Source organism: Imbroritus primus (genome assembly GCF_964332355.1).
Taxonomy (GTDB): domain Bacteria; phylum Pseudomonadota; class Gammaproteobacteria; order Burkholderiales; family Burkholderiaceae; genus Imbroritus; species Imbroritus primus.
The window spans coordinates 194,411-206,526 of sequence record NZ_OZ201293.1 but is presented as its reverse complement, the minus strand read 5'-3'; the positions used below and the strand labels follow the sequence as shown (position 1 = coordinate 206,526).

10 protein-coding genes are annotated in these 12,116 nt (G+C 62.0%); 9 read left to right on the top strand and 1 reads right to left on the bottom strand.

Annotated features, from left to right (window positions below):
• The 5 genes from ACQ3C8_RS00855 to ACQ3C8_RS00835 all read left to right on the top strand — a co-directional run bounded on the left by ACQ3C8_RS00855 (nucleotide 1) and on the right by ACQ3C8_RS00835 (nucleotide 4,829).
• Nucleotides 1-408 carry a hypothetical protein gene (locus ACQ3C8_RS00855; RefSeq protein WP_428852121.1) on the top strand — a complete coding sequence of 136 codons (408 nt, stop codon included), beginning with the start codon at nucleotides 1-3 and terminating at the stop codon, nucleotides 406-408.
• A complete protein-coding gene (gene sctV, locus ACQ3C8_RS00850) occupies nucleotides 405-2,510 on the top strand; it encodes a type III secretion system export apparatus subunit SctV (RefSeq protein WP_009520914.1) in 2,106 nt (701 codons plus the stop codon). Before ACQ3C8_RS00855 ends, sctV begins: the two co-directional genes overlap by 4 nt.
• 45 nt (nucleotides 2,511-2,555) lie before the next feature.
• Nucleotides 2,556-3,998, top strand: coding sequence for a type III secretion system inner membrane ring subunit SctD (gene sctD / locus ACQ3C8_RS00845; protein WP_428852120.1), 1,443 nt, complete (start codon nucleotides 2,556-2,558; stop codon nucleotides 3,996-3,998).
• A gap of 73 nt (nucleotides 3,999-4,071) precedes the next feature.
• Nucleotides 4,072-4,386: a hypothetical protein gene (locus ACQ3C8_RS00840; RefSeq protein ID WP_428852119.1), complete on the top strand. Its 315-nt coding sequence runs from the start codon at nucleotides 4,072-4,074 to the stop codon at nucleotides 4,384-4,386.
• 143 nt (nucleotides 4,387-4,529) lie between these two features.
• Nucleotides 4,530-4,829, top strand: coding sequence for a hypothetical protein (locus ACQ3C8_RS00835; protein ID WP_428852118.1), 300 nt, complete (start codon nucleotides 4,530-4,532; stop codon nucleotides 4,827-4,829).
• A gap of 558 nt (nucleotides 4,830-5,387) precedes the next feature.
• On the opposite strand, the gene ACQ3C8_RS00830 is transcribed toward ACQ3C8_RS00835, so the two are convergent.
• Nucleotides 5,388-5,876 carry a CesT family type III secretion system chaperone gene (locus ACQ3C8_RS00830; protein ID WP_428852117.1) on the bottom strand — a complete coding sequence of 163 codons (489 nt, stop codon included), beginning with the start codon at nucleotides 5,874-5,876 and terminating at the stop codon, nucleotides 5,388-5,390.
• Between the two features lie 442 nt (nucleotides 5,877-6,318).
• Between ACQ3C8_RS00830 and ACQ3C8_RS00825 the strand changes: the two genes are divergently transcribed.
• From ACQ3C8_RS00825 to ACQ3C8_RS00810, 4 genes are all read left to right on the top strand, one after another.
• Nucleotides 6,319-7,776 (top strand): helix-turn-helix transcriptional regulator, encoded by a 1,458-nt coding sequence (locus ACQ3C8_RS00825; RefSeq protein ID WP_009520909.1) that lies wholly within the window; start codon nucleotides 6,319-6,321, stop codon nucleotides 7,774-7,776.
• Nucleotides 7,777-8,042: 266 nt separating this feature from the next.
• Nucleotides 8,043-8,762, top strand: a complete 720-nt coding sequence (locus tag ACQ3C8_RS00820; RefSeq protein WP_050980976.1) for a winged helix-turn-helix domain-containing protein — start codon at nucleotides 8,043-8,045, stop codon at nucleotides 8,760-8,762.
• A gap of 264 nt (nucleotides 8,763-9,026) precedes the next feature.
• Nucleotides 9,027-9,824: a LuxR C-terminal-related transcriptional regulator gene (locus tag ACQ3C8_RS00815; protein ID WP_428852116.1), complete on the top strand. Its 798-nt coding sequence runs from the start codon at nucleotides 9,027-9,029 to the stop codon at nucleotides 9,822-9,824.
• 205 nt (nucleotides 9,825-10,029) lie between these two features.
• The gene (locus ACQ3C8_RS00810; RefSeq protein ID WP_428852115.1) at nucleotides 10,030-12,009 is read left to right on the top strand and encodes a diguanylate cyclase domain-containing protein; all 1,980 of its coding nucleotides are present in this window, start codon (nucleotides 10,030-10,032) and stop codon (nucleotides 12,007-12,009) included.
• The last annotated feature ends 107 nt before the right edge of the window (nucleotides 12,010-12,116 follow it).

The window sequence follows — 12,116 nt, the reverse complement described above, 5'->3', positions numbered from 1 at the left end:
ATGACTGCCGTTCCTCTCCAGCTCACGTCAATTGAAGTTGAACTGCTCGATTTTCTCAGCTACGTGTACCTACAGATCGACGAGCCCGCCAAGGCAGCCGCGCTGCTCGCCGTGCGGCAGGCCCACGCGGAGATGCAGCACGGCCAGCCGCCCGACACCCGTGCCGCCATCGCACTGGCGGTGGCGCGCACCCGCAACGCGCAGCCCCGCAAGGCGCTGCGCGTGCTGCAGGATCTGGCGCAACGCTGCCCGGCCGTGCTGCACGACGCGAGCTATCACCTCACGCGCGCACAGGCCCTGTCGGCCGCCGGCGAACATGACGCCGCCGTCGTCGCCATGCGCACCTATGTCGAACGCCGCCCGGCCAGCCTGGCCGCCATGGGCGACCAGACCCAGGCTACCTCATGAAAGACCGCATCCTCAGCCAGGCGCAGCGCCTGGTCATGCTTGCCACCAGCCGCAACGATATCGTCCTGGCGGTGATCATCGTCGCCATCATCTTCATGATGATCCTGCCGCTGCCGACCTGGCTGATCGACGTGCTGATCGGCCTCAACATGACTGCGTCGGCCGTGCTGCTGATGGTGGCAATGTACCTGCCCTCACCGCTGGCGTTCTCATCGTTTCCGTCGGTGCTGCTGATCACCACGCTGTTCCGCCTCGGCATCTCGATTGCCACCACGCGGCTCATCCTGCTGCAGGCGGATGCGGGCCACATCATCTTCACCTTCGGCAACTTCGTGGTCGGCGGCAATCTGGTGGTTGGCCTGGTGGTCTTCCTGATCCTGACGATCGTGCAGTTCGTGGTGATTACCAAAGGCGCGGAACGCGTGGCCGAAGTGGCGGCACGCTTCTCGCTCGATGCGATGCCCGGCAAGCAGATGTCCATCGATGGCGACATGCGCGCTGGCTCGATCAACATGGAAGAAGCCAAGGCGCGGCGGTCCCTGGTCGAAAAGGAAAGCCAGTTGTATGGCGCAATGGACGGCGCCATGAAGTTCGTCAAGGGCGATGCCATCGCTGGCCTGATTATCGTCGCGGTCAACCTGCTCGGCGGCCTGATCATCGGCACCATGCAGCGCGACCTGAGCGCCAGCGACGCCATGCGCGTGTATTCGGTGCTGACCATCGGCGACGGCCTGATCGCGCAGATTCCGGCCTTGTTCATCTCCATCTGCGCGGGCATCATCGTGACCCGCGTGCAGAACGGCGACAAACCGAGCAACGTCGGTACCGACATCGGCGAGCAGGTGCTGGGGCAACCCCGGGCACTGCTGATCGCCTCTGCCATCGCGCTGGGCATGGCTGCCATCCCCGGTATGCCGGTCCCGGTTTTTCTGATGCTCGCGCTGCTCACCGGTGGCCTCGGCGTGATCCTGCTGCGCAATGCCCGTGTGGCGGATGGCAAGGGCAAGAAGCTGAAGGACATGCCTGCCATGAGCCCATCCGGCGACAAGACGGCGCACCAAGGGCAGGTCGATAGCAACGAGGAATTCACGCCGACGGTACCGCTGCTGATCGATGTCTCATCGAGCGTGCAGGAGCATTTTGATGCCGAGGTGCTGAATGCCGAGCTGATCAAGATCCGGCGTGCGTTGTACTTCGATTTCGGCGTACCGTTCCCCGGCATCCATTTGCGCTTCAACGAACTGCTGCCGGCCGAGACATACAACATCCTGCTGTCCGAGGTGCCGGTCTCGCAGGGTCGGCTGCGCGCCCATCACCTGATCGTGCGCGAAGCCCCGGCCAACCTCGACGCCCTGCAGATCGCTTACGAGGAAGACAAGCGTTTCCTGCCGGACATTCCCACGCTGTGGGTGCCGGCGACCCTGCGCGAACCGCTGTCGAAAGCCGGTATCCGCTTTCTCGACACCAACCAGATCCTGACGCACCACCTGGCCTTCGTGCTGAAGAAATACGCGCCTGATTTCATGGGCATCCAGGAAGCCAAGGTGCTGCTGACCTCCATGGAGGCGAAGTTCCCTGATCTGGTGAAGGAAGTCACGCGCGTCATGCCAATCCAGAAGATCGCCGAGATCCTGCAGCGACTGGTGTCTGAGGAAGTATCGATCCGCAATCTGCGCGCGATTCTCGAATCGTTGATCGAGTGGGGCCAGAAGGAAAAGGATTCGGTACTGCTGACCGAGTATGTCCGGTTCGCGCTCAAGCGCCACATCAGCTACAAGCACGCCAGCGCAATGAACATCCTGCCAGCCTACCTGCTGGCGCCAGATGTCGAGGACACGCTGCGCGAATCGATCCGCCAGACGTCCTCAGGCAGTTACCTGGCGCTCGCGCCGGAAGTGTCGAAGCGGCTGGTGGAGAACATCAAGAAGGTAGTCGGCAGCATGGCCGCCTCGGCGCATCCACCTGTGCTGCTGACGTCGATGGACGTGCGCCGCTACGTGCGCAAGATGATCGAGCCGGAGCTGTATGAGCTGCCGGTACTGTCCTATCAGGAGCTGACGCCGGATATCAACATCCAGCCGCTGGCCCGCGTCGAGCTTTGAGAGACGCCAGAATCGTCTGGATGGCGTCTCTAACAGGGGGAACCGATGATGAAGCAAACAGTCAGGGAACTGCGCATTCTCTCCGGACTGCATGCCGGCGCGGTGGTGCCGGTCGAATCGGAACTGGTCATCGGCTCGGATCCGGCCTGCGACATCATCCTCGACGATGACGGCATCGCGCCGCGCCATGCGCGCCTGATCATCGAAGACGATCACTGGGCGCTGTTCGAGCCGGAAGCCGATCTGCATGCCACCGGCACGACGCTGCCTGAGCCGATTGCATCCGGCACGCTGGGGGAACCGTGTACCCATGGCCCGCTGTGCTTTGCCATCGAACCTGCCGATACACCATGGAAGAGCCAGCAAGATTATGAAGATGCCGCGGCAGCACGGGCGGCAACGCTCGCCGCCACCGAGGTCGCTGCCGCGGAAGCGCCACCGATTCCGGCATCGCCATCCACTTCGCAGCCCACTGCGGCTGGCGGCACCTGGCAGACCAGGCATGCCGCCATGCGCGCGCGGCTTGCCGGCGCGCTGCGCGGCCTGCGCCTGCCACAGCTGCAGCGCATGCCGCGCTTTGCCATGATCATCGTTTGGCTGGTGCTGCTCAGTGGCGCGGGTGTTGCCGCATTCATGCAATACCAGTCGCTCAGCGCCTCACGGGCGCTCGAAGCCGCCAACCGCGAAGCCATCGCCCGCCAGAAGCGGCTGGACACCGTGCACGCCGCCATCAAGTCACTCGGTGTCGAAACCAACGTTCGTGTCGCGGCGCGCAAGGATGGCACCGTGACGGTCACCGGCTGGGTCGGCGACGAGGCCGCCCTGAAGCAGGTACAGACCGCACTGGCGGCGCTGCAACCCGCGCCGGAACTTCATCTGACAACCACAGCGCTGCTGCAGCAGAGCCTCAAGGAAGCACTGCAACCCTATGGCGCGCGGCTCAGCTTCGAGTTGCAGAAAGCGGGCAATGTGCGACTCAGCGGCGGCGTGAAAGACAGTGCACAGAAAGAAGAAATCTTGCGCAGCATCAAGGCACAGGTGCCGCAGATTGGCGATATCGAGGATTACCTCATGCTGCCGCCCCAACTCGTGCAGATGTTCCGCACCCAGCTGCGCACGACAGAGTTTCCCGATGCCGAAGCCACGTGGGACGGCAGCCGCATGGTGCTGAACGTGAAGCTCTCGGACGATGATCGCGCGGCATTCGAACGCCTGCTGATGGACTTCAGCAGCAAGTATGGCGACGTCGTTCCCTTCGTCGCCCAGACCCCCGGCGACACGCGCAACGCCCCCAAGGTAATGAGCGGCAGCGCGGAGAGCCTGCCATTCCGCGTGGTCAGCGTCATTGGCGGCCCCATGCCCTTCGTGGTACTCGACGGCGGCGTGAAGGTCATGCAGGGCGGCATCTACAAGGAATATCGGCTCGCCAGCATCGGCGACAAGGAGCTGGTGTTCGAGGGGCCGCAGCGGATCGTATTGCGGCGCTGAGGCGCGGTATCGCGCTCGCAAGATCGCGCTAGAGAGATATTCGCAAAGTAATGTGACATACCGGAACAGCGCCTTGGCGAAAGCCACTTACTCAACAACAACGTTACGCCAATCCGGCAATGCAGGGAGAACCAGGATGCTCACACCGCCCCGCAACAACGCTCCAACGGAAAAACGTCTTGAGCGCAATCCGCTTCTCGATCAACTGAGCGGCGATGCAGGTGCGAAGGCGCGTGCGCAGAAGCTGGCGCAGCTCGATGAGATCAGTGCACGGATTCAGGGTCGCCGCAATGCAGGCGCTTCCCGGCAAGGTTTTCTTGCACTGGAGCAATTGACGGAAGCCGTCGTCCTCGCGCGGGAAACCGTCGAGGCGCTCGCGAAGGCATAAGGCAAGGCGGCATCCGCTACCGCATCTCTCCGGCATTTGGAAGATACGGTGGCCAGCACGGAACAGTTTTGAATTGTCAGCATCAGCCCAGGGCTGACATCTTGGATAAACCTGGGCTCATTTGACGAAATGAGGTAATGATCATGGCTGAAGTCAATAATGGTGGTGCTGGCGGTGCTGGCGGTGCGGGTGGTACTGGTACCGCCAGCGGTACCGGCTTTATCACGGATCTCATCAAAAATTACGGAGCATTCGCGGATAAGTCTCACGGCGCTCGCGACACGTTTCTGAAAGCGGCGGCAGAGAATGGCGACGACACCAAGTCCACGCTGGAACTGCTGAACAACCAACAGACGGAAAGCCGCGTCACCGGCATCTATGTCAACGTGGTCAGCAAGCAAGACGAAATGATGCGCAAGTCCATCGACGCAATGCGCGGCTGATCTCCTGTCGCACTAACAGGATTCAGCAGGGCGGCATACCTCCGGGTATGCCGCTTTTTTTGGGCATGCTTGAGCGCCGAGGAGAACGTAGAACCACCTCATGAGGTCAGGGCACGTCCATCCGGCGACGTAACGCCAGACGACTATGACCCACGCCACGCGGTTGATGCGCACGAACGGCCTGCGGCCGTCACGGCGAGGCCGCGAGCATTGCGCAGGGCGTGCCGTTGGTGGCAATACGCTGGATACCGAGGGCGATCTCCAGTGTATTACCTTGCGCCGTCATGCCAGCCGAGTATGCCTGCTGGCTAAAAACAGGTCGAGCACGACGCAAGGTAAATCAGAAAGGAGGATGGGACATTCTGGAGGGTCGCGATGCACAAAGCGCTGAGGCCGCTCCTGGCCGACCTCGCCCTACCAAACTCAACCGGGAAGCGATGCAGGCGGCTCGACCGCGATACGGGACGTGGAAGAAACCGGTGACATGCCGGGCCCGGCTGGCGTGCCGGAAGATGCCGAAAGATGGCGGCGTGAAGTCGACTCGAGATCGAAGGAAATTCAGGCGCGCAGACCCATGCTCATGCGCTGCAGATCCGTCAGGGCCTCCGGCGCAACCGCGCCGCTGCTTGCCGGCGCGGCCGCAGAGTCAGGCTGCCCCTTGACGACGCTTTCCCACTGCGCGGCCGTATCGAGGAACCCGCCGATCACGCCCGCCAGGCTTTCGCCGGTCAGGCCATGCGCATTGATGGAGGACGAGATCACGACTTCGCCGCTGTCATGATGCACGCCAATAGTGCTGCCGCCCACACCCGCCGCGAGGTAATTGGCCTCGAGCAGTTGGAGGGCGATTTCCTGCAACCGGGCCGCGCCCGGCGCCCCCAGACGGATGAAAAAGATCACGTCGCCATTTTCTTCGTCCCCTTCCCAAAGGAAGCCGACCACGGTGCGTTCGATCATCAACTCCTGTTCTTCGAGGAATTCCTTTTTGGAATCCACACCGACATGGGTTGCGAACTCTTCCAGTACCTCGAAATAGCGTTTCGACATGGCGATATCCGGTGAAAAAGTGATAAGCCAGCGCACTGGCTGGCGCAAGCCAGCAAGGCCCGCATCGCTATGGTCAGTAACCGCAGGCGACAGACAGTTCACACCTCATGAGAAATATCCGGTTATTGAATTCAGTCCGGGGGCCCACCTCCCGAATGGCGGTGACACACATCCTCTGCCCGGCGCGCCACGACGCACTTCCCTACTCCGTGAATTCACCTATGCATGCAACCTTGCAGGTTTCCAGGCACGACCTGGCCTCACGTTTGGCACCGGCGACACAATTGCTCACACAAACAGTAGAAACATTTTGAGAGTTTCCGGCATTCCTGGACCGTAAAGTAGGCCCGCAAACACGCTTCTTTCCGCAGCGCGCCCATGCGTTTGACGCGTCGCTGGAAGGCCGGCGTACCTCAGCAGACATGCGACTCGGAGCAGGCCGATGTTCTCTTCCCTTTATCTCCCACTGTTGTCCGTCCACGCAACCACGGCCAGCATGCCGGAGTTGCAGCACAAGATCCGTCATGCACAGTTTCTGGAAGCCGCAGCCACCGGCGAGCGGCGGCGCTTTGGTCCGGAAACCAGCCTGGCGCTGCCGCAGACCGAAGCGGACGCGCTATGCGTCTATGCTGATATCCACACGGCGTTGGCCAATCATGAGGACGCCGAGGAGCTGTACCGCCGGCACCAGCGTGCCCTGGGCTTCGACAAGAAGGCCGTGCGCTTCGCCTCGTTCCGCAACAATGCGTGGAAAAGCCTGTTCCAGTCGCGGCTGGCATCGGCCTTCGCAGGTTTCCGTCGCATGCTCGACGACAAGACGCTGACCTCGGCGCAACGCATCGAAATGACAGTGGGGGCTGCCGTGACACTGCTCGCTGCCGGCGACGCTGGCAGCGCGGAGCAGCTGCTAGCCACCCTCGATCCCGAGGACATCGCGCCCAACACCGAGCTGATCCTGGAAGCCTTGCAGGCGGATGTCAGCGTGCAGCACTACCTGCGCTATTCGCAGCGCATCACGAACCATACGTACTGGCATCCGGCCGCCCATGACAGCTGGCGCACCATGGGGCAACTGGACACGCTGATGCGCAAGCTCGACCGCGACAGCGACTTCGAGGCGATCCCGGTTCTGCGCGACCGCCTCGCCTATCTGCGTGCCCTGCTCATGCTGTCCGAAGGCGATGACTACGCCGTGCCGAGCGTGCTGCGCCACCTCGGCTGGGCCGAGCGCGAGGGGATGTCGGACTACGAGGTGGCTGTTCGCCTGGAGATCGCGCTGGCCGCCATCGCCGGCAATCTCACCGATATCGCGGACATGATGCTGACCGCCTGCCGACACCGCTACCAGTCTGAACCGACCCACGGCCGGTGGATTCTCGATTACTTCTTCTGCAGCGCGCGGCTGGCGGAACAGCACGGCAAGCTGGAGCTGACGGTTCGCATGCTGCGCGACTATGCCGGCACCGCCCTGGAGTTCGCGCGGCGCGACAGCACCATTGCAGCGCTCGCCTCGACCATCGTACCGCGCCCGGCCGAAGGGGCTGGCGACGATATTTCGGTCTGCCTGCCGGCCAAGTACCGCCGCGCCTATCGCTACCTGATCGTGCAGCTGCGTGACCCGGGCCTGTCAGTCCGGCGCGTCGCCGAGCACATCGGCGTGACTGAGCGCGCCCTGCAGGCGGCCTTCAAGGCCCACTTGGGAATGTCGCCATCCGAGGTGATCCGCGTGCGACGCATGGAGCGCATTCGCGAGGAATTGACGGATACCCACCACAGCGCCTCCGCCAATATTCTCGAGACCGCAGCCAAATGGGGCGTGCGCAACCGCTCAACGCTGCTGAACAGCTACCGCAAGCGCTTTGACGAAGCGCCGTCGGAAACGGTCGAGCGTGCAGCCTGATGCGAGGAAGGCATTGCCCGCCAAACAGGCGGGCAATGCCGCGGATATGACATTTCTTTGCAGTATGGAATTCGACGGCCGCATACACTGACACGGTCTGGGCGGCCGCTTTCCGCAGAATCACAGTGACCTAAACAGTCTCGCAAAGGCTCGGCCCCGACACAGCCTGATGGCTGTGTCCGCATCCAGTCACCCGATTTCGCCATCTGCCATCGCTAAATTCGGAGAACGACGTGTTGTGTGCCGTTTATGGGAATGAAAACCGGTTGGTTGCACTGCTCCATCAGTGCTTCGGCTTGTTGCACCTGGAAGTCGAGGTATTTCATGAGGAGCTGCGGCTACTGCGTGCCGTGCAGCGGCGCTCGTACGATTTCATCCTGGTCACGGGAACCAAGCCGGCATCACTGTTCTCGTGGCACGCATCGACACATGGTCCGCGCGCACCGATCATCGTGCTGGTGAATGCGCCCAACCACGATGCCATGATCCCGTACTTCGAGGCCGGCGCGGACGATGTGATGATCGAGCCGGTTTCGCCACGCGAACTCGAAATCCGCATCAACATGGCCATGCGGCGCAGTGCGCTGGACCGCAGCACCGCCGCACGCATCAATATCGGCCCGTACTGCCTCGATCGCGTTTCAGGCCATGCCACGGTCAATGATCATCACATTCATCTGACCCCACGCGAGTTCGCCACGGCCTGGCTGCTGTTTTCCAATGTCGGAAAATGCGTGGCGCGCGACAAGCTGGCGCATGCCATTTGGGGCGCCGAAATCGACGTGGCGACCCGCACGATCGAGCAGCACATCTACAAACTGCGCAAGAAACTCCACATGTCCGGACAGATGGGCGTGACGCTGCGGACGGTGTACTCGCGCGGCTACAAGCTGGAGGTCAACGCGGATTACGAATTGCCGAAGCCACAGCCCAGCATGCCAGTCCGCATGCCGGCACAGCCGTATCTCGTCGTGCCCGCTGCGTGAAACGGCCATCATGGAAATGAGAATCAATCAGGCGCAACGCATCGCCGCCTCATGCTTTGTGAAGTGTAGTTTTCAATTGTTTGCAATTGACTTGTGTTTGTTTCTAAGAAACCCCCTAGGGTAGAGTTTGCTCATGAGCTGCATGCCCGCCGGGGGACAAAAAACGCAGCCAGTAGTTTTTCCCTGAAGGCTGTCGAGGGATTGCGCGGATTGCGCTCGGGACGTTGCGCTGTTGACGGCTAATCAGTCTGGAGATCGCCCGAGATGAATCCGGAACATTCCTTATTACACGTTGTTATTGCTACTGATCTGCCAGTGGTGTCGCATGGCATCACCTCTGCCATCGGCACAACCACCTGGGCAACCACCCACGCGGTCTGCCGGACGCCTAGCGATATCCTGGCGTCGATTCCCGCCCAGCTTCCCACCGCGCTGATTATCTTCCTGAGCGGCAAGCTGTTTTTGCGCTGCAATATTTCCACCTGGCTGAACAATCTGCGCCGTCAGCATCCCAGCTTGCCCGTGCTGCTTGCGGTGGATCAGACCGAAGCCCCATTTTTCCTGCGCAACGGCATGCTTCTGGGCATCCGCGCCCTGCTCAGCCTGAATTTCGAGCCGGACGAGATGTTGCGCGCACTCGGGGCGATCCGCTACGGGCAGGTATTTACTTCCCAAGAACTGCTGACCAGCGATTTCCGCTATCAGACCACGGGCATCCACGGGCTGACACCGCGCGAGCGCGACGTACTCGAAAAATTCGCCCGCGGGCTGTCGCTGTCGGAGATTGCGCACATGGCCAACCGGAGCGTGAAGACTATCAGCCTGCAGAAGCAATCAGCGTTCCGCAAACTGGGCTTCCGGGGGAGTGCAGACCTGCACCGCTTCTACTCGTCGCAACTGATGTCTTCGCCGGATAACTCGATGCCGGAGACGGGCAGCATGGCCCCGGCCAGCCTACCGGCAGCCGGCGTGCCGTCGGCTCCGCGGGGCCGCGCCAACGTGATCGCAGACCAGCCGCAACGGGTTCCGGCGGCGCATGTGCGCCAACGGGAACCTGCCTGACGGAAACGGCTGGGCCATCCTTGGCGGGGTGCAGCACGGCGAGTGTGGGATACTGACGATTCCCTGTCGTGCGTGCGCCCCGAGCCCATGCGTCAATGACTGGCAGGAAGCGACCCATGCCCACCCACCCGGCGCGTTGGGATAGACTTCCACCGGTCACTCCGGGCGCGCACATGCCGAAGAACCCAGGCTCGCCTCGTGTTGCATGCAGATTTCGCTGAAGACCCGTCTGGCCCTTTTTTCGTCGCTGATCGCCATCGCCCTGACGATCCTTGCCTCGTTGGGCAGCCAGTTCCTGGCATTTCGTGATCTGCAGGCCCTGCTCGAGCAGCAGCAGTCGTCCCAGGTCAAGCTGGTGGCCGAACAACTGGACACCAAGTTCGAGGATCGCAGCGAAATGCTGCGCCATCTGGTGGCGGAACTGCAGGGCAAATTCCCGTCATCGCCGTCACACGCCAATGCCATCCTGCACAGCCTGCCGCTTCCCTTGGCCTTCGATAATCTGTTCTTTATCGACCCGAAAGGAAACGTAGACTACTCCACTGCGCCACTGGGCGCACAACGGCTGAATGTCAGCGATCGCGCCTACTTCCAGGAAGCCTTGCGGACCCGGGATGTAGTGATCTCCGATCCGGTGTATTCGCGTTCCTCGCACACGCCCATGGTGTACATGGTGGCGCCGGTCATTGCGGCGGATGGCCGCGTGGTGGGTATGCTGGGCGGTGCGCTAAACCTGCTCAAGCCGAACTTTCTCGGCCGCATCGCCCATCACCGTATCGGCGTCACTGGCTACTATTGCCTGGTCTCCGGTGGCCCGCGCGCGCTGTATGTGATGCACCGTGATACTGCCCAGCTCGGCAAGGCCGCGCACCTCACCGGAGAGAACTGCGGCGAGCAGATGCAGCCCAGCCGTTACGAGTTCCTTGCGCCCAATGCGGCCCTGGTCTCACGCTACATTCTGCAAAGCACGGGTTGGGAACTGGTGGCGGTCGTTCCGGCGAATGAGGCTTATGCTCCGCTCCGGGCGATGCATACCCGCATGAAAACAATCGCCATCGTGGTGGCGGCAATCGCTGGCGTCGCGGCATGGCTGGCGACCTGGTACCTGCTGGCGCCGCTCAGCCGCCTGCGTGACGTCGTGCAGCGCAGCCATGAGGATGACGCAGCCTATGAGTCGCTGGTCCTGCAGCGCAATGATGAAATTGGCGAAGTCGGGCGCGAGTTCGCATCCTTGATGTCGCAATTGAATCTGCAGAACGATGCGCTGCGCCGTTCGGAGGCGGAGCTGCGGGCTGGCGAACTGCGCATGCGCAACATTGCCGACCATTTACCGTCGCTGGTGGCGTATCTGGACCGGAACGAGCGGTACGTATTCAACAATCACGCGTACGAGCGGGAGTTTGGGCGACCGGCCGCCGAACTGCGCGGCATGCATATTCGCGATCTGCTGGGCGAGGAGGCTTACCAGCGCCTACAACCCTATCTGCGCCGCGCCTTCGCCGGCGAAGAAATTTCCTTCGAGACCTCGGAACTGGTCCAGGGCGGCGGCATGCTCTGGACCGAAGCCTTGTACCAGCCTGAATGGAATGCCGATCACACCGAGGTCGTCGGCATTCATATCCTGGTGCGCGACATCACGGCCGAGAAAGCGGAAGTGGAACGCCTGGACGCGCTCACCCAGCTCGACCACCTGACCGGCATCGCCAATCGCAAGGGATTCGATCGCCGGCTGGCGGTCGCCGTCGATGATGCCAATCTGGCACGTATCCCGTTCGCGCTGCTGTATCTTGATCTCGATCACTTCAAGACCGTCAACGACACCTATGGCCACGCTTGCGGCGACGCGCTGCTGCAGACGTTCTCGATGCAGATCCTCGGTTGTATCCGCAAGACCGACACGGTGGCGCGCCTGGGCGGAGACGAGTTTGCCATTGTGATCGACGGGATCAATCATCCGGAACAGGTCACACGCGTGGCCCGCGATATTCTGGAGGCCACGCGCATGCCGTTCGTGTTCGGCACGCAAATTATCCCGATGGGGGTGAGCATCGGCATCGCGCTGAGCCAGCCAGAACACAATACGGTCGACGACATCAAGGCGCGGGCCGACGCCGCGCTGTATCGCGCCAAGCAGAATGGCCGCCACCAGTTTGCCGTGGATGGCGATGCGTCCACGGCCGCCTGATCCTTATTCAGCAGCGCCTTACAAATGGTTACGGCCGTAGCGATCTGGTAGCCGGTGGGCGGCAGCGCACCCCATACACTTCAGGTACGCGCACGCTGCGCGTTTTT

Bases quoted from the DNA above. Each gene is read 5' to 3' on its own strand.
- ACQ3C8_RS00855 (WP_428852121.1), top strand. From the start codon at position 1: ATGACTGCCGTTCCTCTCCAGCTCACGTCAATTGAAGTTGAACTGCTC.
- sctV (WP_009520914.1), top strand. From the start codon at position 405: ATGAAAGACCGCATCCTCAGCCAGGCGCAGCGCCTGGTCATGCTTGCC.
- sctD (WP_428852120.1), top strand. From the start codon at position 2,556: ATGATGAAGCAAACAGTCAGGGAACTGCGCATTCTCTCCGGACTGCAT.
- ACQ3C8_RS00835 (WP_428852118.1), top strand. From the start codon at position 4,530: ATGGCTGAAGTCAATAATGGTGGTGCTGGCGGTGCTGGCGGTGCGGGT.
- ACQ3C8_RS00830 (WP_428852117.1), bottom strand. From the start codon at position 5,876: ATGTCGAAACGCTATTTCGAGGTACTGGAAGAGTTCGCAACCCATGTC.
- ACQ3C8_RS00825 (WP_009520909.1), top strand. From the start codon at position 6,319: ATGTTCTCTTCCCTTTATCTCCCACTGTTGTCCGTCCACGCAACCACG.
- ACQ3C8_RS00815 (WP_428852116.1), top strand. From the start codon at position 9,027: ATGAATCCGGAACATTCCTTATTACACGTTGTTATTGCTACTGATCTG.
- ACQ3C8_RS00810 (WP_428852115.1), top strand. From the start codon at position 10,030: ATGCAGATTTCGCTGAAGACCCGTCTGGCCCTTTTTTCGTCGCTGATC.